Annotated in this window: 22 protein-coding genes; 4 read left to right on the top strand and 18 right to left on the bottom strand. The window is 52.8% G+C overall.

Going from position 1 to position 23,224, the window contains the following annotated elements; all coding sequences use genetic code 11:
• The first annotated feature begins 83 nt into the window (after positions 1–83).
• Both cfa and ACJJJA_RS06760 read left to right on the top strand, forming a co-directional pair.
• On the top strand, positions 84–1,229 hold the full coding sequence (gene cfa / locus ACJJJA_RS06765) for a cyclopropane fatty acyl phospholipid synthase (protein ID WP_252084965.1): 1,146 nt from the start codon (positions 84–86) through the stop codon (positions 1,227–1,229).
• Between the two features lie 306 nt (positions 1,230–1,535).
• Positions 1,536–2,207, top strand: a complete 672-nt coding sequence (locus ACJJJA_RS06760; protein ID WP_444904097.1) for a hypothetical protein — start codon at positions 1,536–1,538, stop codon at positions 2,205–2,207.
• Between the two features lie 84 nt (positions 2,208–2,291).
• Here the strand turns inward: ACJJJA_RS06760 and ACJJJA_RS06755 are convergent, their stop codons facing one another.
• Both ACJJJA_RS06755 and ACJJJA_RS06750 read right to left on the bottom strand, forming a co-directional pair.
• On the bottom strand, positions 2,292–3,053 hold the full coding sequence (locus tag ACJJJA_RS06755; protein WP_252084963.1) for an SDR family oxidoreductase: 762 nt from the start codon (positions 3,051–3,053) through the stop codon (positions 2,292–2,294).
• A 76-nt stretch (positions 3,054–3,129) separates the two neighbouring features.
• Positions 3,130–4,101 (bottom strand): DUF481 domain-containing protein, encoded by a 972-nt coding sequence (locus tag ACJJJA_RS06750; protein WP_444888299.1) that lies wholly within the window; start codon positions 4,099–4,101, stop codon positions 3,130–3,132.
• Positions 4,102–4,389: 288 nt separating this feature from the next.
• Here ACJJJA_RS06750 and ACJJJA_RS06745 point away from each other — a divergent pair, with 288 nt between their 5' ends.
• Positions 4,390–4,704: an MGMT family protein gene (locus tag ACJJJA_RS06745; protein WP_252084961.1), complete on the top strand. Its 315-nt coding sequence runs from the start codon at positions 4,390–4,392 to the stop codon at positions 4,702–4,704.
• A gap of 42 nt (positions 4,705–4,746) precedes the next feature.
• Here ACJJJA_RS06745 and ACJJJA_RS06740 read toward each other — a convergent pair whose 3' ends face one another.
• The 9 genes from ACJJJA_RS06740 to ACJJJA_RS06700 form a co-directional block, all read right to left on the bottom strand.
• Positions 4,747–6,021, bottom strand: coding sequence for an AmpG family muropeptide MFS transporter (locus ACJJJA_RS06740; protein ID WP_444885768.1), 1,275 nt, complete (start codon positions 6,019–6,021; stop codon positions 4,747–4,749).
• A gap of 295 nt (positions 6,022–6,316) precedes the next feature.
• Positions 6,317–7,672, bottom strand: coding sequence for an AmpG family muropeptide MFS transporter (locus ACJJJA_RS06735; RefSeq protein ID WP_444904096.1), 1,356 nt, complete (start codon positions 7,670–7,672; stop codon positions 6,317–6,319).
• A 93-nt stretch (positions 7,673–7,765) separates the two neighbouring features.
• Positions 7,766–8,341, bottom strand: a complete 576-nt coding sequence (locus ACJJJA_RS06730; RefSeq protein ID WP_444885770.1) for a YbhB/YbcL family Raf kinase inhibitor-like protein — start codon at positions 8,339–8,341, stop codon at positions 7,766–7,768.
• 17 nt (positions 8,342–8,358) lie between these two features.
• Entirely contained in the window at positions 8,359–9,345 is a 987-nt protein-coding gene (locus ACJJJA_RS06725) for a threonine ammonia-lyase (RefSeq protein ID WP_444904095.1), read from the bottom strand.
• A 95-nt stretch (positions 9,346–9,440) separates the two neighbouring features.
• Complete coding sequence (locus ACJJJA_RS06720) at positions 9,441–10,877, bottom strand: aldehyde dehydrogenase family protein (RefSeq protein ID WP_444904094.1); 1,437 nt, start codon at positions 10,875–10,877, stop codon at positions 9,441–9,443.
• Positions 10,878–11,041: 164 nt separating this feature from the next.
• Positions 11,042–11,917, bottom strand: coding sequence for a regulatory signaling modulator protein AmpE (gene ampE / locus ACJJJA_RS06715; protein ID WP_444888296.1), 876 nt, complete (start codon positions 11,915–11,917; stop codon positions 11,042–11,044).
• A gap of 110 nt (positions 11,918–12,027) precedes the next feature.
• The gene (gene ampD / locus ACJJJA_RS06710; RefSeq protein ID WP_444888295.1) at positions 12,028–12,588 is read right to left on the bottom strand and encodes a 1,6-anhydro-N-acetylmuramyl-L-alanine amidase AmpD; all 561 of its coding nucleotides are present in this window, start codon (positions 12,586–12,588) and stop codon (positions 12,028–12,030) included.
• Positions 12,589–12,755: 167 nt separating this feature from the next.
• Positions 12,756–15,116 carry a DUF1631 domain-containing protein gene (locus ACJJJA_RS06705; protein WP_444904093.1) on the bottom strand — a complete coding sequence of 787 codons (2,361 nt, stop codon included), beginning with the start codon at positions 15,114–15,116 and terminating at the stop codon, positions 12,756–12,758.
• A gap of 91 nt (positions 15,117–15,207) precedes the next feature.
• Positions 15,208–15,459, bottom strand: coding sequence for a hypothetical protein (locus ACJJJA_RS06700; protein ID WP_444904092.1), 252 nt, complete (start codon positions 15,457–15,459; stop codon positions 15,208–15,210).
• 171 nt (positions 15,460–15,630) lie between these two features.
• On the opposite strand from ACJJJA_RS06700, the gene nadC reads away from it, so the two are divergent.
• Positions 15,631–16,452 carry a carboxylating nicotinate-nucleotide diphosphorylase gene (gene nadC / locus ACJJJA_RS06695; protein ID WP_444905231.1) on the top strand — a complete coding sequence of 274 codons (822 nt, stop codon included), beginning with the start codon at positions 15,631–15,633 and terminating at the stop codon, positions 16,450–16,452.
• Positions 16,453–16,507: 55 nt separating this feature from the next.
• Here the strand turns inward: nadC and ACJJJA_RS06690 are convergent, their stop codons facing one another.
• From ACJJJA_RS06690 to ACJJJA_RS06660, 7 genes are all read right to left on the bottom strand, one after another.
• Complete coding sequence (locus tag ACJJJA_RS06690; protein WP_444904091.1) at positions 16,508–17,254, bottom strand: sulfite exporter TauE/SafE family protein; 747 nt, start codon at positions 17,252–17,254, stop codon at positions 16,508–16,510.
• 6 nt (positions 17,255–17,260) lie between these two features.
• Entirely contained in the window at positions 17,261–17,437 is a 177-nt protein-coding gene (gene ccoS / locus ACJJJA_RS06685; RefSeq protein WP_252084951.1) for a cbb3-type cytochrome oxidase assembly protein CcoS, read from the bottom strand.
• A gap of 16 nt (positions 17,438–17,453) precedes the next feature.
• Positions 17,454–19,898: a heavy metal translocating P-type ATPase gene (locus tag ACJJJA_RS06680; protein WP_444904090.1), complete on the bottom strand. Its 2,445-nt coding sequence runs from the start codon at positions 19,896–19,898 to the stop codon at positions 17,454–17,456.
• Positions 19,895–20,419 (bottom strand): FixH family protein, encoded by a 525-nt coding sequence (locus tag ACJJJA_RS06675; protein ID WP_252084949.1) that lies wholly within the window; start codon positions 20,417–20,419, stop codon positions 19,895–19,897. Before ACJJJA_RS06675 ends, ACJJJA_RS06680 begins: the two co-directional genes overlap by 4 nt.
• 84 nt (positions 20,420–20,503) lie before the next feature.
• Positions 20,504–21,922, bottom strand: coding sequence for a cytochrome c oxidase accessory protein CcoG (gene ccoG / locus ACJJJA_RS06670; RefSeq protein WP_444904089.1), 1,419 nt, complete (start codon positions 21,920–21,922; stop codon positions 20,504–20,506).
• A 139-nt stretch (positions 21,923–22,061) separates the two neighbouring features.
• On the bottom strand, positions 22,062–22,970 hold the full coding sequence (gene ccoP / locus ACJJJA_RS06665) for a cytochrome-c oxidase, cbb3-type subunit III (RefSeq protein WP_252084947.1): 909 nt from the start codon (positions 22,968–22,970) through the stop codon (positions 22,062–22,064).
• Positions 22,970–23,206, bottom strand: a complete 237-nt coding sequence (locus ACJJJA_RS06660; protein ID WP_252084946.1) for a cbb3-type cytochrome oxidase subunit 3 — start codon at positions 23,204–23,206, stop codon at positions 22,970–22,972. Before ACJJJA_RS06660 ends, ccoP begins: the two co-directional genes overlap by 1 nt.
• Positions 23,207–23,224: the final 18 nt, after the last annotated feature.

The following is a 23,224-nucleotide window of genomic DNA, read 5'->3' as shown; positions in this document are numbered from 1 at the left end:
TGCTGAAGTAAATGGAGTGGGGAGGCAAATTATTCAAGGGCGCCTCAATCAACCCACAGCAACTAGGAGAGAGGGAGGCTTTGATGGCAAGCGAGCAGCAGGACACCATAGAAGTGCCGGCCATTGGCCGCAGTCGCCACTTGGTAGACGAAATATTAGCCGAGGCCGACATCCAGGTGAATGGTGATAGGCCCTGGGATATACAAGTCCACCGCGAGGAGGCCCTAGACGAGATTGTCGCTCGTCACAGTATGGGGCTCGGTGAGACTTATATGCGCGGAGATTGGGATGTCCAAGCGCTGGACCAATTTGTGTACAAAATTCTGGAAGCCGACCTTGGCCGCCATGCCAAGACCTGGCGCTATGCTTGGCGCTACCTGCGCAGTTTCTTAATCAACCTGCAAAGCCGTCGTCGCGCCTTCGAGGTTGGTGAGCACCATTACGATCTCGGAAACGAGTTTTATACAGGTATGCTCGATAACCGCCTTACCTATAGTTGTGGTTATTGGAAGGATGCTCAAACCCTGGACGAAGCTCAAGAAGCCAAGCTCGACCTTATCTGCCGTAAGCTGCAACTAGAACCTGGGATGCGTCTATTGGATATCGGTTGTGGCTGGGGGAGCCTGATCGGCTATGCCGCCCAGAAATACCAGGTAGAGTGTGTCGGAGTAACGATCTCCCGCGAACAAAGAGCCTATGTTTCCGAACGCTATGCCAACCTACCGATTACCGTCTCCCTACAGGATTACCGAATGCTTGATGAGCCTTTCGACCGTATTGCCAGTGTCGGAATGTTTGAACATGTTGGGCGTAAAAATCATCGAGCTTTTATGGAAGTGGCTAAACGCTGCCTAAAGAAAGATGGAACTTTACTGCTCCATACTATCGGTAAAGCAAGACCAGCCAATACCGATCCATGGATTGAAAAATACATTTTCCCCAATGGGGAAATACCGGCTGCAACGCAGATAACCAAGGCAGCCCAAGACCTTCTCACACTTGAAGATCTGCATAACTTTGGGCCTGACTACGATAAAACCCTGATGGCATGGCATAAAAATTTCGAGGAAAATTGGCCGCGCTTTGCCGATCGTTACGGCAGACGCTTTTATCGTATGTGGCGCTATTACCTGTTGTTCTGTGCCGCAACATTTAGAGTTCGCAGAGTACAGCTCTGGCAGTGGATGCTCTCAAAAAATAGGGTTGGCGGTGTGGAGAGAATTTGCTAGATCAAGAAATTTTCGATTAAAGACTTCAAATTCTTCCAACATTGAGAGTTCCAAAAGTCTGGGGGAGCAATTGGTAGCAGCGATTAAGCTCTACTTCTATCAAAGCTTCACCCAGACCTTTCTCCTGATAATCAAATCCATTAACTATCGCCATTTGCCTGTAAGCCTTATTAATACTTGCTGCCGCCAGGTCTTTACTAAATGCATTATCTATTCACAACCCCTGAAGGACTAAATCTATTTATAGAGGTTCATACGGTTGCAGCCATAATCTTAACGTTCATTACTATCCCATTAACTCTTCTGATGAAGAAGGGTAGCCGTTACCATCGGATCGGTGGCCTCAGCTCATTGTTGATTGCCATTATCTTTTCCATCAGTGCCCTGCTGATGCTATTCAACCCTTACATCATCCCGCATCTCAAGGCAGATATTCCCAAGTACCAGATCGATATTGCCTATGTCTACAATACCCACCCAGACCTTTTATTACTGGGATTGATCAGTATATTCAGCTACTCCATATTTTCTGCTTACCGAATATGGCCGAGAATCAAGCATTCTAATGATGGCAGAATCACTTCCAATATTATCGATTGGGTATTGGCTGCTATAGCTGCCTGGGTCGCGGTCTTCTATTTCCAGGTTTTTCTTTACGATATTGGTAAACACCCAAATTATGCCAACATTTACTTGGCTCCATCCGCGTTAATGCTGTTTTTTGTTGGACTCGATGTCTATACGTTTTTTTTCCGACCGCAAATAACAGGCCGACCATGGTGGGCTCTGCATATGTGCAAGATGTTGTATGCCTGGTCGGCACTAATCAAAGGCTTTGTGATGCGGGATTTTCACTTATCTTTAGAGCAAACCGTATTTCACGAAGTGGCATCCATCCTGGCCTGGCTCATTATTTCCTTATTTGTATACCTGTTTTATCGAAAGACTCTTAACACGCGATATGCAAGGAAGGAATAGATAAACCTTAGAGTCATTACTGAAAGGGAAATAAAAAAAGGGCGAACAAAGTTCACCCTCTTCTGATCGCGCACTGCTTAATTATTAAATACGTGCACCACCATCGATATCCAGAACTCGACCCGTTAGATAATCATTCTCCAGAATAAACGCCACGGTTGAGGCAATTTCCTCTTGCTCACCCAGGCGTCTCAAAGGCACTTGCTTAACCAGACTTTCCAGGATTTCCGGGCGCATCTGCGCAACCATATCAGTGCCAATAAAACCTGGAGCAATTGCAGCTACCCGCACACCGTAGCGAGCCAGTTCACGGGCCCAGGTTACGGTCATAGCGGCAACACCCGCCTTGCTGGCAGAGTAGTTGGTCTGCCCCATATTACCTGCTCGGGAAAGGCTGGAGATATTAACCATCACCCCGCCCTTGCCACTCTCCGCCATAATGCCCGCTGCCGCTCGGCCACAAAGAAAAACACCTGTCAGATTCACATCAATAACAGACTGCCACTGGGCCAGAGACATACGATCGGTCACTTTGCCCTCTTTGCATTTCAACAACATGCCATCGCGCATAATTCCGGCATTATTGATCAGCACCTGCAGGCCACCAAAATCTTCGGCAATTTGCAGAAAGCCCTTATCTACCTCTTCTTCACTGGCAACATTGATAATATAGCTACGAACCTCGGCGCCATGCTTTTCACAAGCGGCAACGCTCTGCTTGAGGCCTTCCTCATTGACATCAATCAATGCCAGCCGGGCTCCGCGTGCAGCCAGGTATTCCCCCATTGCTCGCCCCAAACCCTGGCCTGCGCCAGTAATCGCCACTATGCTGCCGGCAATCTGCATGATGAACTCCTTATTTTTAAATTTTATTGCTGCTGTGCCTTGGCAACCTTCTTAAAAGCAGGTTGCCAGCAAGATACTACCATTCATAACCGACACCCACGGTTACCTTGGTATCCTCTTTTTCACTCTCGAGTGATGGTGTGTTGTCGTACTGCCACTGATAGCCGATCTCCATCAATACGCCTTCAACCAATGGCGTGCGTACACCCAACTCGGCATTTGCTTGGTAATCATCGCTATGATCAAAAGACTGTAGGGTTTCCTGGTTAAAGTAAATTTCCGGACCCAGGGAAAATTTATAGCGATAATCTAGCTTAATTCGACCCGCCACATATTGGTCGTCCTGGTCTTCACTCAACTCGGTATCGATAAAATCTTCCTGCAGGCTACTGACACCACCTGCCAGTGAAAATGCAGTCTTGTCTGTATCGTAGAATAGGTAACCAAGACCGAGACCCATAGTGGTCCCCAAATCCAAGTTGCGCGCCTCTTCATGCTCCCACTCAGTGTTTGCCTCAGCAAACCACTTTTCTGCGAAGATCCAGCGCAAGTCGTAGGCCAGCTGGTATTTTTCCAGGGCACCATCATCTTCACTATCTTGGTTCTGGTAGAGAGCTCCTATCAGATGATGAAAATCCCCATGACGAACATCCAAATTGAGTTTGGTATCCAGGTCTTTTCGCTCACGGTTACCAGATTCAAAGACACCCCCAGCACTCACGTTGCCTTTGAAAGTCAGTGGGTTACTGACAAAGTGCGGATACGGCTCTGCCCGCTCGACTCCAGGGAAATCAATTAACCAACCATCTCCCTCTGCGCAGTAGACTTCCCACTGCTCCTGCCGGTGCCCCGCCAGGGTACAGGGCTCATCGCGTCCGGCAATCTTCAAGTCAGTATCAACATCCATAGAGACGACTTTGGACTTATCGACTTTGACCTGGCCAAAAGTTTCTGACTTCCAAATTACCTGTTCGCTATCAACCAGCACCAACTCTCCCTGAATACGGTCACCATTCTCAAGGGTGAGCACACCAGCATGGAGTGGCAAAGACGCCAGACAGAGAAGAGTTTGCGTGAAAAACCTAGACAAGCGTGTCGATAGAACCACAGGAGGACCTTAAAGTTTCTGGGTGAACCAACAGTGAAAACCGTTCTAAAAAAACAAAACAAGCTGCAATAATGCCATAACTGTCATTAATCTGGCACGCCGTTACTACCCAACTACCCATGGCAATACGTGGGCAAGACTTCTTTAGATGCTCATTTATAGCCTATTCGGCATCAATTGCGGCAAACTGAAGCTAACTTCCGGTAAATGGTTTAGCAGAGAAATTTTGTGAGCAAAGAACAAGCCAGCGATACACTTGCCAGAATATGCCGCGTTCTGGCCTCAATCCCATGTGGCCATGTAGTCACCTATGGGGATCTGGCGGAAATGGCCGGCTTCCCCAGGGCTGCACGACTTGCGGGCCAACAACTGAGGAAGTTACCCAAGGACACTGCTCTTCCTTGGCACAGGGTGATTAATGCCCAGGGCCGTATCTCGCTGCCAGAGCCCGGAGCCTCTCGCCAGCGGGAACGGCTGGAGAGTGAAGGAGTTAGTTTTCTTAAGGGACGGGTAGATATGGCGAAATATCGCTGGAAGCCCTAAATCAGGCATCCTCTGCACAGTCATGGAATGATCTTGCCACTATTAAGCCTCTTCGCCCTCGCCTCGCCAGGGGGCTACGACAAAGAGTAACAGCATCCCCGGCACCGCAAGCGCTGCGCACAACAGGAAGAAGTTGGTCCATCCCATAGACTCTACCAAGTACCCCGTGGAGGCATTGGCAAAAGTTCTGGGCAGGGAGGTCAATGCTGTAAAAAGTGCCAGTTGTGTCGCAGTGTGTAATTTACTGGTTGTTCGAGCAATAAAGGCAATAAACACCGCTGTCCCGAGCCCCACCCCTAAGTATTCAAAAGCAATCACCACTGCCAGTAACCAGAGGCTGGGCTTAAAGCCAGGGGTGCCAACCAAGCCCTCATTGGCTTGGGCCAGAATCATAAAGCCGAAGATCGAAACAAGCTGAATAACCCCAAAAATCCACAGGCACTTATTAATACCGATGCGTACGATTAACAGACCACCTAGAAAGCCACCAATTACCGCCGGCCAAAGTCCAGCATTTTTAGCGACAATACCAATATCCGTATTGGAGTAGCCCATATCCAGATAGTAAGGCGTCGCCAGGGCTGTTGCCATACTGTCGCCCAGCTTGTAAAGAAACATAAATGCCAATACTAAAATGGCATGCTTAACACCGTTACGAGTGAAGAACTCTACAAATGGCAGGACAATTGCTTCGCGCAAGGACCTAGGCCGCTCCGCCGGGTGTTGCGGCTCAGCTACCATCAAGGTCATAAAAACTGCGATCAGCATAAAAGCTGCCGTCACCCAGAAGACCTGTCCCCAGGCCAGATGATCCGAGAGAATCAAACTGAGAGAGCCCGGCACCAAGCCGGAAATCCGGTATGCGTTGGCATGAAAAGAGTTACCGAGCCCCAACTCCCAGTCCGGTAGAATTTCCCGGCGAAAAGCATCCAGGACAATATCCTGGCTTGCACTAAAGAAGGCTACGCCAAAACACAGGGCCGCGATCGTCCAAATATTAAACTGGGGATTGAACATGCCCAATGCGCCAATAAAAAGGATCAGCAGCAGCTGCATCACCAACATCCACCCCCGGCGGCGCCCCAGTATTGGAAACGCGTAGCGCTCCATAAGCGGCGCCCAGATAAACTTCCAGGTATAGGGCAATCCCAACAGGGAGAAGATGCCTATCGTCGCCAGGTCCACCCCTTCAGTTCTCAGCCAGGCGGGTACCAGCTGAATCAGCACAAACAGCGGCATCCCTGAGGAAAAGCCGGTGCCGATACAGATCAGCATTCTCCGGTTAAATACCGCTTCCCTGACTGTTTCGTGGGACATAGTTTGTCGCGTTTATTTGTTAACTCTGCAATTGAAAATGTGCGCTCTCCAATTAACACAGCGATAAACCCAAATGCGGGGGGAGTATTAGCGGCGCACAGGAGAGGTAGTGGTTTCCCCTCCACCAACATAGACACAAGCTGACAAAAATGCTCGGTGACTACCGTCACCCAATGCACAAATAGCTGGTAACCAAAAACGCTAAAGGCCACGTTCAGTGGCCAAAAAGAAAATCGATAAGCCTTCGATAGGAAAAACGAAAAGAGAGGGGGCACCCTATGGCCGCGATAAGCCCTTAACCCGGCTGGGGCTGTTCTTCACTCCAGCCACGTCTCTCCCGCCGCCAAAAATAGATAGAAAGGAATATGGCCGGCAGCCCCATTAGTGCCGCATAAATAAAGAACTGGGCGTAGCCCTGAGTATCCACCACGATACCGGAGAAGCCACTGATAAATTTACCCGGCAGTGTCATGAGTGAACTGAACAGTGCATATTGGGTGGCTGTATAGGCCTTATTGGCCAGGCTGGAAAGATAAGCAACGAGCACAGCATTAGCCATACCACCACTGATATTGTCGGCACTAATCACCAGCGCGAGCCACGCCTTGTCCGGTCCTATCAGTGCAAGCTGAGCAAACAAGAGATTGGTACACGCCACCATCACTGCACCGAGTATTAATGGGCGCAGCACACCATAGCGAACAACTAAAACCCCGCCGAGAAAGGAACCGATAATGGTACAGAAAAACCCAAATAGTTTACTGATTTCCGCGATTTCAGTCTTGGTGAACCCCAAATCCAGATAAAACGGATTCGCCATTATCCCCATCGCAATATCGCTGAGACGGAAAATACCGATAAAAACCAATAAAACGAGGGCAAAGCGACCATTGCGCTGAAAGAATTCAACAAAAGGGCACACTACAGCTCGAATAAACCACTGTTTCAGGCGGCTGTGCTCCCCCTTCCCCAGCAGGCGTTCTTCCCACTCACTTTGCAGCTTATCTGCCTCTTTGTTCACCTTGCTGTGATCAGGCTCGGAGACTAGCAAGCATGTAATCACTCCCACCCCCATGAGGGCTGCCATCACAAGATAAGCACCTGACCAGCTGAAAGCATCCGCAATAAATAACGCCCCGGCTCCGGCAATCAGCATTGCGACTCGGTAACCGAATACGTAGTTAGCCGCCATAGCACCCTGGTAATCTTCATCCATGGCCTCTATTCGGTATGCGTCAATTGCCACATCCTGCGAAGCCGAACAGAAGGCAACCCATAAAGCGAGCAGGGCTACTTCCATCAGTGATTGCTGCGGGTTAACGCTGGCCATACCCACTAGCCCGATAGCAATCCCCACTTGAGATACCAACATCCAACCGCGGCGTTTACCCAACTTATCAGTGAAAAAAGGCAATCGTAGTTGGTCAATAATTGGGGCCCAAAGCACTTTTATCGAAAAGGTAATTCCCACCCAAGCAAAGAAACCAATAGCTGTGCGGCTTACACCAAAATCTCTCAGCCAGGCGGTCAGGGTAGAGAAGACCAATAAGAGCGGAAGGCCGGCAGAAAAGCCAAGAAAAAACATGGTGAGTACACGAGGCTTAAGGTAAGCACCGAGGGCTTGCCCCCATGTCAGTTGCTGCTGCGACATATTCAACCTTTCCCCTTAAACCCCATAATTGGCCTTGGTAAAATAATGCGGGCAACTAGCCCGCACTTGGCCATCAATTTAGAACTGATGCGCTCAGTGGCCCCACAGAACCTCGAGCTCGGCCTCCGCCAATTTATTGGCATTTACATTGAAACCCACTTTAGCGGGGGAGGAGTTCTCATCCAATGGCAGTGAGTCTACTTTCAGGGCATAGACTCGAAAACGATAGCGATGATCGCCGTGCCCCTTTGGTGGACAGGCGCCACCATAACCGGGGTTGCCGTAATCATTGCGCCCCTGAACGGCCTCTGGTACCAAACCATTTTTCAGGTCGCCCGCGCCCTCTGGCAAACTGGTTACCTCAGCGGGAATATTGAACATCACCCAGTGCCACCAGCCACTGCCAGTTGGCGCATCGGGGTCGTAAACCATTACCGCATAGCTTTTAGTTCCTTCAGGAGCACCGCTCCAGCTCAGTTCGGGGGAGAGGTTTTCTCCACCACATCCACTGTACACATGAGCCAGCGGCATTTTGCCACCGGGTTTTAATGAGCTGGAAGTGAGCGTCAGCTGCCCAGCTTGTGCAGCCATTGCCGCCAGGAAAAGGGCCGATGCCACCAGGCCCGCTCTGAGTTTGCAGTAAATAAAGCGGCCAAATCCTAAATTCATATTCAATCGTCCTGTAGTTATTTTTCGGCTTCGGCCAACAAGCTTGAAGCCCGGTCCAAATCCATATTGCCGCCGGTGAGGACAATCGCAACATTCTTATTGCGAAAGCGCGCGCTGTGCTCTAGCACAGCTGCCAGGCCGACTGCCGCAGAGGGCTCAACCAATTGCTTGGTACGCGTCCACAACAGCTCCATTGCCCGCACGATACCATTTTCTGAAACTGTCACAATATCTCGCACCGTGCGCCGAATTACAGAGTAATTTCTGCGCCCCAGTGTGGTGCGCAGGCCATCTGCGATAGTTTGCGGCTGCTGGGTGGTGACATGCACACCACCACGTAGTGATCTCTGAGCGTCATCTGCGCCAGCGGGTTCCGCACCAATTACCAAGACATCTGGTGCCAGGGCTGCCATGGCCAAACCAATTCCGGCGAGTAGCCCCCCGCCCCCCACGGGTGCCAGGAGTACATCCGGAGTAAAACCCTGATCGCGGCATTGCTGCACCACTTCCAGGGCAACGGTACCCTGCCCGGCGATAATACGACTATCGTCAAAAGGCGGAACCACATGGGCTCCCGTTTCCTCTACTACGGTTTGCAGTGCGGCCTCGCGCTCCGATTGGGTAGGACCACAAATAATTATTTGTGCGCCATAACTCTGTACAGCCTCACGCTTAGCCCTGGGCGCAGTCTCGGGCATCACCACAATGCAGGGTAGGCCCCTCTCAGCAGCAGCCCAGGCCAATGCAGCACCATGATTTCCCGAGGAGTGAGTCGCTACCACTTCAGCTCCAGCGGGCAGATTGGCAAGAGCATTGGTGGCACCGCGGGCTTTGAAGGCACCTACTTTCTGTAGATGTTCACACTTGAACCAGAGGTTAGCGCCCCCCACTTGGTCGAGTAATTGGGAGCGAATTAGCGGTGTTCGGTGGACAGAGTCAGCAATGGTTTGCGCGGCACAAAAAACATCCGCACTGGTGGGTAGGTCATTACGATCCGAGGGCATAGCATTTTTATCTAAATAATTTTTGCTGAATGTACCAATTCAGCCCCCCAAAAAACCAGTAAAATCCCCGCTGCTGGTCACACTTCTCAGTATTTCTACTTCTGCAGCATTCTCAACAAACTGAATTTGCGTTTGCTGTAAGGGGCGTAACGTAAATTAACATCCAAAATATTTTTGCGCTTCATTACCGCTTTATAGTGGCTAAAAGTTTTAAAGCCATGTTCACCGTGATAACAACCCATACCGCTGGCTCCCACCCCACCAAATGGCAGATCTTGGGCCAGCATAAACATCATGCAGTCATTCACACAGGCGTTACCGGAGCTGCAGCTGGAAAGAATCCGTTCGGCCAAGCTATCGCTTTTAGTAAAAATATACAGGGCCAGCGGTTTTTCCCGCTGATTGACAAATCCCTCCACTTTTCCGAAGTCATCCAGTTCGACTACCGGCAGGATTGGCCCGAAGATCTCATCCTGCATCACTGAAGCTTCGAGATCGACGCAGCGCATCAGTGTCGGCGCTATATAGCGGTTGTCGGCGTCTACCTCACCGCCATAAATAACATCTCCACCACTGAGAAGATCTGCCAGGCGCAGGGTATGCCGGCTATTGACGATACGTCCGTAGTCCGAGCTCTTTTGCGGGTCCTCTCCGAACATTTTTGTCACCGCCTGCTGAATAGCAGGCACCAGGAGATCGGCGGTGTGACGGGTGCATAGCACATAATCCGGTGCGATACAGGTCTGCCCTGCATTGGTAAACTTTCCCCAAGCAATGCGGCGGGCCGCGAGTTCAATATCGGCATCGTCAGCCACAATACAGGGGCTCTTGCCCCCCAGCTCCAATGTAACCGGCGTCAGGTGCTCAACTGCAGCCGCCATAACAATCCTGCCGACCCTAGCACCACCGGTGTACATAATATGATCCCAGCGCTGCTCCAGTAACTTAGAGGTCTCGGCCGCAGCGCCTTCAACACAGGCAAAAGCGTCGTGGTCGAGGTAACGTGGCAGCAGTTCAGCAATCAATTGGGAGGTACTGGGAGCCAACTCCGAGGGTTTCACTACAGCGCAGTTACCAGCGGCAATCGCGGGAACCAATGGCGACAACAACAACTGCAAAGGGTAATTCCAGGCACCAATAATCAGAACCACCCCAAGCGGTTCCGGCTGGATGTAACTGTTTGCGGGCTGGGTCAAAAGTGGTGAGGATACTTTGCGAGGGCGAACCCAGCGCTTCAAGTGTTTCAGAGTATGTTCGATATCAGCGTAGAGGAAAGCAATCTCGGTCAGATAAGCTTCTTGTGGCGCCTTATGTAAATCTTCACCCAAGGCCTGAATAAAGCGGGATTCATTTTCACTGAGCATCTTGCGCAGTTGATTCAACTGCCGGCGTCTCCAGCTCAGTTCCACAGTGGCACCACTACGGAAATAAGCCCTAAGGCCAGCAACCAAAGCCGCGGTATTGCCACCACTTGCCACACTGAGATCTGACAGCATTTGTGCTTCCAGTAATGAAACCTTCAACCCCTGCATCCTCCACTAAGTATATGTCGCCCGCAGCCAGGCAAAGAACCTGGATTTTGTAGCGGGCGCAATCTTCTTGGATACTGGTGTTAAGTCAAGTAACTGTTAGCAAATAAATCCCACTTTATAATTTTTTGTGGAACTTTGATCCCAATGGGTGCGAGTGTTCACACTTAGAAAAACAAGACAGTAAGTGCCAGTGCGGTAATCCACAGCAGTAGGGACCTGGATAGTAACGCCTGCAAACCTTCGATCTCCGCACCACTCTGGCGCTGGATATGGGAGAGATCTGCAGAGGCACTGCACTCACTGGCATCAATCCCCCCCAGGGCCCCCTCCAAATAGGACTCGAGAACCTGATCAGTATCCCGTTCCCGGCACATCAGGCACTGCCTCCAGGCCCTGTAACAGCCGGCAAAGTTACCGACAATGGCGAAACTTAGCCCCATCAACCTTACTGGCACCCACTCCAGTAACCACAGCCAGCGCGCGGCCAGAGCCTCTCGTTCGGTTCCCCGAGCACGCTCCGCGTAAAGAGCGCTCAGGCGAAACAGCAGCGCCCCCGGAATACCCAGCAGGATAAACCAAAACAAAACGGCAAAAAGTCGCTCGAAGGCGGAATAGGCCGCTCCGCGAAATACCTGCTCATGCAAACGTCCGCCCTCGGCGGCACTCTCGTGAATTTCCCGCAACAGGGGGCGTGCCGCTTCGGCGGCCCCGTTAAAATCACCCCGATACCAGTTGCGCAGATAAGCACTCAAAGTCTCATTAAAATTTCCACGTCCCAGGCAATAGAGCAGTAGAGGGACCCCTAGCAAAAGCCCCCCCAAAGCCCCAGCGGAAGATTGGGCAAAAGCCATTGCCAGCGCCGCCACCAGTACCGGCGGCAGGACGCTAAATCCGATTAGCAAGCCTTCTTTTCCCTGTAGCGGGGAAAGCCCCTCAATGTGGGTACTCCAGCGATCGAACCAGTGATCGCGATGTAAAGGCGCGCCCGATCCCCAAATTTGTACCAAACCCAAGGTCAATAAAATAATCAGCAAGGTCATAACGTTGCCGTGATAGTGCGTAAAGAAATTCAGTTACCGGCACAAAAGTGCCGAGATTCGATTGTAAGACTCTTTAATTAATAAATATGTGCCAATAATACCGCTCACAATTACTCGGCGCCTTTTTTTACGTCCCCCAGATAGCGCTGCCAGTCAAAGCCTGGGCCCGGATCTAATTTGCGCCCAGGAGCTATATCAGAATGCCCGGTAATTTTATCGACCCCTATCCCCGGATAAGCCTGCATTATCGCTCGGGTAACTTCTGCCAGCGCCAGATACTGAGCATCGGTATAAATATCCGTATCCAGGCCCTCCAGCTCAATACCAATGGAAAAATCATTGCAGTTGCTGCGCCCCCTAAACTCCGACTTGCCCGCGTGCCAGGCTCGCCGGTCCAAAGGCACATATTGAGTGACGATGCCGTCGCGATTGATAAGCAAGTGGGCAGAAACTTGTAAAGCGGCAATTTCCGTGAAGTAAGGGTGGGCATCAATGTCCAACTGCCCAAGGAAAAACGTATCAATATAAGGGCCACCGTACTGACCTGGGGGCAGGCTTATGCTGTGAATCACCAGTAGGTCTACAGGGCAGTTATCCGGCCGGCTGTTGCAGTGTGGGCTGGGAACACGACGCGCCCCTGATAACCAGCCGGAATCCACTTGATATTTCAATCTGCGATCTCCGCTCCAAAAAACTACCAACCCGAGTAGCCCGGGATTTCAGCAGTAACCATTTTATGGAAGCGTTGATCGATATGCCAATCCGTTTGGAACTGTCTGACGACAGAAGTGGAAACCCGGTCTAGACTGCCGGGCATATGAAATTGCCTTTTTATTCCCTAACGCTGTTCACTGCGCTTTTTACGTACATTACCGATTACTGACTGCAAGGCGCGCTCGAACAGCATGCCGTCATCTAGGGGTAACAACTGTGCTGAGCGCAGGGCATGGGCCAGTTCCAGGCGGGCAAATTCCGCTACTTTGGCACCATTGCGATTTACAAAAATAAACTGGTCGATATCCCGGATCACCGCCGCCAAACGGCAGCGGAACTGTTCCTCTTCGGATCGCTTCAGCTCGAACCAGCTACCCTGAGCCAGGCGGAAGGTCATCTGCCAGTGGGGATCGTCTTCATCGAGTTGTGCCAGTCCCTGCTGCTCCTCAGTAACCGGGGCGACTTCAGCTTGGGCCACCGCCTGCTCTATCTCCTCCATAGGCGGCAGAGCAACTTCCTCTTTGGCTTCGGCACTATCAACCGCTACCCGATCCTCAGCCAAGGCCACTTCAGCTTCTGGCGATTCTGCAACTGCTTCAATCTTGGCTGTTTCAGCCGGTGTTTCCGCCACCACTTCTACGGCAGTAGCCGCTTGGACTTCCCTGGCTACCTGCTCTTTGACTAAGCGCTCGCGCTCCTCTGTTAAGCGTTGTGCCAAGGCGAAGCGCTCGCGATAAATTTCCTTAAGGCCAGCAAACAGATTACGGGCCTCAAAGGCATTGTAGGAAAGCGCCTCGATACCTTCCCTCAGGCGCTCCTGCAAAGTTGGCAGAAGGCTCAAAAGCTGCTTGCGTGCTTCCGGCATCGGCGCCTGCACACTCCAGACCAGGTCTCGAGCGGTGCGCACATCGCGACTCCAGGCCTCACTGTCAGTACCCTCTTTAACGCAGGTGAGGAATAAAACGTTATTCCAAACCTTATTGAGCCAGTCCTGCACAACCGGCGGCAGATCGCGCTCCGCCACCAACGCATCCATAACAGCAGCAACGCGCGCTCGTGCGGCCTGGGTTTTTGCACGGCCATCGGCCTCATCCACCACTCGGCGTTCTAGCATCTCGGCGCGTTTGCGCTCACGGGCTATAAATTCACGCAGGGACTCCAACAAGGATGAAAAGATATGAATATCCTGATCAAACTCATTCAGGGCGCGCTCAACAATCTGGGAGATTTCCCGGTAAAGAGGGTCGGACTCATAGTTTTCCGGAGCCTGCCAACCCGTGGCTGCATCGGCGAGTTCGTTGAGCAGCTTACGTGCGGGGTGCCCCCCTTTACTAAAGAATGATTTATCGGCGATAGCCACCTTTAGCAAGGGCAGCTGTAAACGACCCAACAAGGATTTAATGGGCGTTGCCAGGCTGCGATCTTCCAGGATAAAGGAGAACAGCATCTCCACCAGCTTGATAACATCACTGTCCACTTTCGCCAGCGATGCCGCTTGGTTTGCCTCTACCAAACGCTGCTGTAATAGCTCACCCACATTGAGCAATTGGGCCGTACCACCGCCCTGGTAATGAGCTCCGCTCTGTAAGGCGCCCAGGTGGCTGAGCAGATCTCCCGCCGGCATGGGGGTCATACCAGCTGTAGCAGGTACTAGGCCCGGAGCAAAGTGGCCGCTAACTGGAACGCCTGAAGCAACCGGCCCCTGCCCCTCAGCCGCAGCATGGCCAGTACCCACTGTAGTCTGGGCATCACCTGACACCGGCGTAGAATGTGCAGGCCGTTGGCGCGCCGCACGCTGTTGCTCCCTCAGAGAAGGCAATACTCCCTGCTCCACCAACAACTGGTTACAAAAATCATAAAACCCCCGCAGCTGTTGCATAACAAGCTGCTCAAACTTTTTCAGCAGGGTGAGGCGGGCGCGAATATGTAGATCGAGGGGCTGGATTGCCTCCACAAAGGCGTCGCAAATAACATCGGGCCCCAAGGGGTTGTTCTTGTCGTAAATCTTAACCGAATAAAGGGTATCCAGGCGCAGACACAATTCCGTTAAAGGTTCTGCAAAATCGCGTTTTGCAGAAGCCACCATGGTATCTGCAGCCACCAACTGCTCTAGATCATCGTTGTGGACCAGTGACAGGTTATCTGGAGCAAAGCTGGGTGTGTCCTGAGCCTCCTGGCGAATCTGAAAAGCCTGTTGGACATTGCCGATGAAGTTTTCTGCAATATTGCGGCGCTCAACCCGCAACAGGCGCAAGGCTTGGAACAATCCATCTTGCTCTTCCTGGCCATGGGCACGCTCGGCCATGGCAAAAAGTGAGTCATCCACTTTGCCAAACAGTGACTTGACCCGCTCGAATAACTCGGCGCAAGCCTTCTCCTTCAACATTGCAACGGCCGATGGAAGCACCATGGCTTTACCTGCAAGCACCGTAGATCGCTCTGCGCTTTTCTCTGAAAGGGAAACTACCTTGCTGGATTCACTCATTTCCAAGAGGTCCTTCAAATACCATCCGGCTATTACGTATTTGCTGGCTTAAATCTTGTTGGCCGCACAAGTCGCGGTAAATAACCAAGCCTTACTTTTTACCCACACCACTTCTATCAATCAGTGGAAACAGGTTGGGATGCACACCGCCACCACTAATTGAAATTAATCGACATTTTGCTTGAAAAAAACCAATAACCTCTTGATTTTGCTCAGATTTCAAGCTTTTTAATGCAGGTAAATTGAATAGTGAAGACAGGGATAACGTGCGCCTACGCCGATACCCATCCGCCTTGGATTTTACCCATGATAACTGCCCTATTGACACAGTTTCGCGACACATTTGAGACACTTGTCACAGCGAAATGTTGGGGCAGCTGCTATCGGGAAAAATACATGCAAGGAGTGGCATGGACCCCCAGGCAATCCAAATCCCATGGGTTTTGGTAAACTGCCCGCGCGTTTATTTCGAGGTTTGCCAATGCACCCTAAAGACTCCACCATCCCAAACATCATGACCGACCTGCAAAGGGCTGTGCGAACGGCACTGGAGGAGGATATTGGCGATGGCGATATCACCGCCCAGCTGATCCCCGCTGATCGCAGTGCCCGCGCCCGCGTGATCACCCGCGAGGACTGCACCCTGAGCGGGCGCGCCTGGGTTGAGGAGATCTTTCGACAACTAGATCCCGACCTGCAATTAACCTGGCATTTTACCGATGGCGATAGAGTTTCCGCCAATAGCGTGATTTTTGAACTCGAGGGCAATGCCCGCACAATCCTCACCGGCGAGCGCACCGCACTTAACTTTCTGCAGACCCTGTCCGGCACAGCAACCACTGCCGCAGAGTTCGCCGCACGCGCCACCGGTACCGAGGTAAAAATCCTCGATACCCGCAAAACCATCCCCGGCCTGCGCAGCGCGCAAAAATATGCCGTACTGTGCGGCGGCTGCCACAATCACCGCATCGGCCTCTACGACGCTTTTCTTATCAAGGAAAATCATATCGCCGCTGCCGGTGGTATCGACAAGGCCGTAGCCCAGGCGAGAACGATCAAACCGGAGGCACTGGTAGAGGTTGAGGTGGAAACTCTCGAAGAACTCCAGCAAGCGCTAGATAGCGGTGCAGATGTAATAATGCTCGATGAATTCAACGATGCGGACACCCGCAGTGCTTTGGATATGGCCAAGGGGCGCGCGAGAATTGAAATTTCTGGCAGTGTAGATCGGGAGCGAATCGCACAGCTGGCGGAACTGGAGGTCGACTACATATCCTCTGGCAGTTTGACCAAGCACCTGCGTGCGGTCGACCTATCGCTGCGTATCGAATTTTAGATTTGAAGGGGCACAGTGCTGCTACTGCCGTGCCCCACAAGCCCGCCAACAACAATCAGTGATGATGGTGGTGGCTTTCTTCCTGTGGCTTCTCCTCAACAGATTCCACGGCATTCATAGTACCGTGATTACTGTGATCTCCGTGCCCCCCATGGCCGAGAGCACCCCACAATGTCCAAAAGCCAAACAGCATAATCGCAGCGGCAAACCCCAGACGCACCCCTGGCTTCTGCACGAAATTACGCACCTGTACGGCGGCGGCGCCAGTGGCCAACATGGCTGGCAAGGTGCCCAGACCGAAAGCAAGCATCGCCAACGCCGAGCGTTCCGCACTGCCCTGGGCCAAAGCAAAAGTCAGGGCGCTGTAGACTAAACCGCAGGGCAACCAACCCCACAGAGAACCCAGTGCAATAGCCTGTCCCGCGGAACGCACCGGCAACAACTTAGCGGAAAGCGGCTGAACATAGCGCCAGAGATAGCTACCGCCCTTCTCCAACCACACCAGGCCGCGCCAGATGCCCGCTACATAGAGCGCCATCACAATCAACATTATTCCTGCAGCAAACCGCAAGGGTGTCAGTGCCGGAATAACGGCAGCCCCCAGGGCACCGGCCAGGCCACCCATCAATGTGTAACTGGCAACGCGCCCCAACTGGTAGGAACCCAGTTGCACCCAGGCGGTCTGCCTACCTGGCACCGCCATGCCCAGCGCGCCAGAAATCCCTCCACACATACCAATACAGTGACTACTGCCGAGAAAACCGATGGCGAGCGCAGCCGCCAAAAATCCCCAATCCCCCACGAACTACTACTCCTTTTCCTCAGTCTTTGTGGATGATGCCTGCAGATCATCTTCAAACAAGATTCGTCGTCCCTCCGTCTCCAGATCGTCATATTGGCCGTTATTTACGGCCCAGAAGAAGACTTTTATGGCGAGAGCAACAAATACCACCGCAATAGGAATCAGGAAATAGAGACTATCCACGCTTCACTCCTCTGTATTAATCCGCCAATCTGGGGCGAATATTGGGCTCTACACGGGTGGTGTCCTCTGTAGAAGGTGCGGCTCGAGACAAGCGCAGTGCATTGATGACCACAACCAGAGAGCTCAGAGACATACCAATAGCGGCAGCCCATGGAGGCACCAGGCCGCACACCGCCAGGGGCAGTGCTATGACGTTATACCCCAGGGCCCAGGCCAGATTTTGACGTACGACCCGGCGACACTTACGCGCCAGGGCGACAGACTGCGCCAACACCCGCAGGTCCCCGTTGAGCAGAATCGCATCCGCGCGGGATTGGGCCAGGTCAGCGGCAGACATCATCGCCACCGACGCGTCAGCACCTGACAATACCGGCACATCATTGAGTCCATCACCCACCATCAGGACTTTCTCCCCCGCGTCCTGCCGCTGCTTCATATGGGAGAGCTTGTCTTCGGGCGATGCGCCAGCGCGGAAACCTTCAATGCCCGCCTGGGCAGCCAACCGTTTCACTTCAGCGGATTGGTCGCCGCTCAACAATTCAACTGACAGGCCCATTTGGCCCAGCTGCTCAACCGCCTGTACGGCGGAGTCCCGCAATTTATCGCCAAGCGCGATCCAGGCGATAGCGCCAATATCATCGGCCAGCAACAGCCACTGCCCCTCTCCCTGTGGAGCCGCAATAGATTGCGTGATGGCAAAATCAGCACGGCCCAGGCGGTAGCGGTTGCCCTCTATCTGCCCCTCCAGGCCGCAGCCTGTATGTACCTTGAGCTGGCTTGCAGTCAGGTTGCCACGCCAGGCACGAAATGCCCGCGCCAGTGGATGGTGAGTTTGGGACTCGAGTGCTGCAGCCACATCTTTGACTTTCTGTTCGCTCCAACCATCACGCAGTAAATCAATACGCAGGATACGCGGCTCACCACGGGTCAAGGTACCGGTTTTATCGAACACCACGCGGCTGATACGGGGCAAGGTCTCTAAAAGACTGCCACCAGCAACCAACAAGCCCAGCTCCTGCAGACGCAGAGTTGCTGAGGCCAATGCTGCAGGTGTCGCCAAAGACAAAGCACAGGGGCAGGTCACCACCAACACGGACAAGGCCACCCAAAATGCCCTACTCGGGTCCAGTTGCCACCAGACCGCGAAAGCACTCAGGGCTGCAACCAGTACAACTCCGACAAAAATGCCGGCAACCCGATCCGCCAGGGCTACCTGAGCTGGTTTCTCCAGCTGGGCGCGCTCCACAAGACGCTCAATCGCCGACAAGCGCGTGGATTTTCCGGCGGCGGTGACACGCACGGTAAGACTGGAATCGCCGTTGACGCTGCCTGCATACACAGGACTGCCCACGGTCTTTTGCTGTAGCGCAGATTCACCACTGAGTAGCGATTCATCTACGCCACTTTCACCTTCGAGTACCTCACCATCAGCGGGAATCGTGTCGCCGGGGCGCAGTAAAATCCGGTCGCCAGCCGCCAGGGCTGCTACGGGGACGTGGGTAATCTCAGTGCCGTCATACCTTGCCGCGGTCATGGGTAACAGCTGCGCGAGCCCACCGCTGGCTAGCCCCGCTCGGTGGCGCGCGCGCATCTCAACAGTGCGCCCCAACAGCAAAAAGAAGGTAAACATGGAGATGGATTCAAAATATACCTCGCCGGTACCGAATACGGTGGCATAGAAACTGGCCCCATAGGCCAGGCCAATAGCGAGGGAAACCGGCACATCCATACTCAAGTGGCGCGTGCGCAGACTGCGCAGGGCCGCGCTAAAGAAAGGCCGCGCGGCATAGAACACTACAGGAGTGGCTACCAGCAGAGAGACCCAGCGGAAGTAACGTTCGAACTCACCCACATCACCGCTGCCGGCACCAAAATAGAGGGCGATGGCGAACATCATCACCTGCATGGTACCGAGACCAGCGACCCCAAGGCGGCGCAGGGCAGCGCGATGCTCACTCTGAATTACACTTTCGCGGTTGGCGGCAGTCGCCGGCGCAGGGCGATAGCCGATCTGCTCCAGGGCCTCAAACAGGGCGCTGGGTTGAATCTGCTCAGGATCGAAAACAATTTGCGCGCGCTGGGTACTGGCGTTGACCGAGACTTTCTCGATACCGGCCAATTGCCCCAGATGTTTTTCTATCAACCAGACACAGGCGGCACAAGTAATACCACCGATCAGCAGCGCCGCCATTTGGCGTCCGCCGTCCCAGTCGTGCACAAACTGCTGCTGCACTTCGGGAAGATCATAAGCACTCCAGCGATCCTGTGGCTGGTTCTGCTCCGGGCGATCACTTTGTTTTTCCCGATAACGGTAAAAACCGTCCAATCCCCCGGAGACAATTGCACTCGCCACGGCCTCACATCCCGGGCAGCACATGCTGCGCGGGACACCTTCGATCACAACTGAGTGATTACTGCCAGCGGGAACCGGTAGCCCACAGTGATAACAGGGTGACTTCATTGACTGCCGGGGTTCATAGGCGCCGCGTTGCCCAGATCGAAGTTGATCTCGCCTTTCAAACGCCACTCGGCTTGCTGGTGTGCACTTGGGTCAAGTTCAGGCATCAGCCGCAGGTACCAGCGGCTTTTTAAGGCGCCCGGTACTTCACCGGAATAGCGCCCCACAGAGAGCTGTGACAACTCAATATGCTGGTCCAGATCCTCTTCCATCGGGTGGCTCAGAGTGAGCAGCAGTTTTTCCGGGTAGTCGGTATTGCCATTCAATTCGACAGTAACGCCACCTTCAGTGCGCTGGAACTGCACCAAGGCCGCCAGCCCCAGAGCTTTGGCACGTTGGTCTTGCTCCGCGGAAAAATGGTACATGCGGCTGTCTTTGTAGTAGGTATCGCTGACCTGATCATCAGCAAAACGCACGGCAATGGAGACCGTAATAGAGGAGACTACAACCACCGTAATCAACGGTGCCAAGACCATCCAGGCCCAGAATTCCCGATACCAGGGTTTCGACGTTGGTTCATTCATCGCGTTACCAAAATTACCGTTTTGTGCAGAAAAGCAGAGCCCGCCTGAGCGGGCCCGTACTTTGCAACGGGAACGGCTTCCCGTCTACTGCTTGGGACCAATAAATACCGCTCGATGCTTATTGACCAGCTCCGGGTCATCGACAGCCTGCACCACGATATCAATATCGTGCTTGGTGTCCTTCAGCTGGGTCTCGGGCACACTCACCCGAATCGGTACCGGGTAGATCTCCCCGGCCTTCAGGTAAATATTGCGCGGTTTGCGCACCGAATAGTCATAATTCGGATTGCCCTCAACACGGATCGTGAACTCATGAGCTGCCTGATCCATATTGCTGATCTTCACGGTATACACATTCTGCACCAACCCTTGTGAAACCCGATACATACGGGCACCGCGGTCACGGGTGACTTCTGCCTCGATAGGACTGCGAGTTGCCACCTGATGCGAAAACAATCCTATCATGGCCAGCAAAACGACTGCGTAGCCAAACAGTCGCGGACGTAAAAAGTTCGTCTTGCCAGTCTGTAGTTCGTCTTCAGAGGTGAAGCGAATTAAGCCCTGCTCATAGCCCATCTTATCCATGACGCTGTTACAAGCATCGACACAGAGACCGCAGTTGATACACTCAAACTGCAAGCCATCGCGAATGTCGATATCCACCGGGCAAACCTGCACACACCAATAGCAATCGATACAGTCACCCATACCTTCGGCTTTGTAGTCCACGTTCTTTTTGCGCGGCCCGCGAGTCTCACCACGCTTGGCATCGTAGTAAACCGCAAGGGTATCCTCGTCGTACATCACCGACTGGAAGCGTGCGTAGGGGCACATGTATTTACATACCTGTTCCCGCAAGAAGCCCGCGTTCATGTAAGTGGCAAAGGTAAAGAAAGCTACCCAGAAGACACCTTGCGGATGAGCTTGGAAGGTGGCGAGGTCTACAACCAACTCACGAATGCCATAGAAGTAGCCAACGAAAGCCAAGGCTGTAGCCAGAGAAATCAACAGCCATAAAGCGTGCGTGCCGCCCTTGCGCAGAACCTTTTCCGCGTTCCATGGGGCCTTATCCAGCTTCATGCGCTTGTTGCGATCACCCTCGCAGATACGCTCTGCCCACATAAACATCATGGTCCATACGGTCTGAGGGCAAGTGAAGCCACACCAGACCCGCCCCATCCAGGTTGTAACAGCAAACAGGGCGAAGGCGGCAATAATCAGCAGCCAAGCTAATAGGAAGCCGTCCTGGGGGCCAAAGGTTGTCCAGAAAATATGGAATTGTCGGGTGGGGAGATCAAAAAAGACTGACTGGCGCCCGTCGATATTGATCCAGGGAAGAAAGAAGAAAGCCAGCAACAACGGCAGGCCGGTATATTTGCGGATACGGGTGAAAACACCCTTGATATGTCGGATATAAATTTTATCGTCCGACTCATACAGCATGCGATAGCGAACCTCGCCATCACCTTCCTGTTCCTCACGGGTTGGAATTAAATCACTCACACAAACCTCACTCTCGCACGGACACATCTTGTACGCGGGCCAGGTAGCCACTTATTTTGAGGCTTTTTTCTCCGTCCCTGCAGCGCCCGGAGTCCCTTGAAAAAACAAGGCCCAGCAAATGCCGGGCCTCAATAGTAAATTACTGCTGTTCTTCGTCCTGCTGGGACAGGCTGTAGACATAGGCCGCTACCAGGCGGATTTTGTCTTCACGCAGTTTATCTCTCTGCGCGGGCATCATATTGGATCGCCCACTGCGAATGGTGTGCTGGATCTGCTCCCGGCTGCTGCCGTAGAGCCACAGATCGTCGGTCAGGTTGGGAGCACCCAGGGCTTGATTACCCTTGGCGTCCATTCCGTGACAGGCCATACATACAGTGTTAAACACCTTCTGGCCTTCAGCAGCCATCGCCTTGTCGTGGTTTAGGCCATTGAGAGAGAGCACATACTCGGTGGCATTACGCACACCCTCTTCACCAATAATCGGACCTTGTGGAGGCATCATACCCTGACGCCCATTGTATAGGGTCTCAAGGATTTTCTCCGGGGTACCACCATACAGCCAGGCGTTATCGGTCAGGTTGGGGAAGCCAAAGTTACCGCCGGCATCGGCACCGTGACACACCGCACAGTTGTTAGCGAAGATTCGAGAACCCATTTTTAGGGCTTCCGGGCTCTGCGCAATCTGCTCAATAGGCATATCGAGGTATTTGCCAAACTGCTCGTCGAACTTTTCCTGGGCCTTAGCCTGGGAAGCTTCCAACGCGCCGACAGATGACCAACCACCAAGGCCTTTGAAGTTACCCAGGCCTGGGTAGATCACCAGGTAAACTGCTGAGAACACCAGTGTGGCGATAAACAGCAAGAACCACCACTTGGGCAGAGGATTGTCGTACTCCTCAATACCGTCGTAGACGTGGCCGGTTGTTTTGTTTTCCGGTTCAGCCTGGTCGTCCACCGCAACCTTTCGGTTGGCGAACAACACCCAGGTAATCAACGCCAGATTGGCGAGGGTGAGTACAATTACCCACACACTCCAGAATGTACTCATTACTTATCCTGCCCCTGTTTTCGTTCAGTCCCGGGCTTTTGCCCGGATTTGGATTCGTCCTTCTGAGCAGCCGACGAATCATCCTTATCGGCTTGCTGCTCATCATCGGCAAATGGCAAATTGGCATCTTCTTCGAAGCGCTTCTTGCGCTTCGGAGAGAAAGCCCACCAGCAAATAGCCAGAAAGGCCAGTGATCCCAGAACCAGTCCGATTTCCCGCAAAGTTTCGATAGTCACGAGTTTCCTTCCTCGCTA

It is taken from the genome of Microbulbifer mixtoriginis (SeqCode), assembly GCF_052466865.1.
The sequence above is the reverse complement of the archived record's forward strand: the minus strand, read 5'-3'. Positions and strand labels throughout refer to the sequence as shown.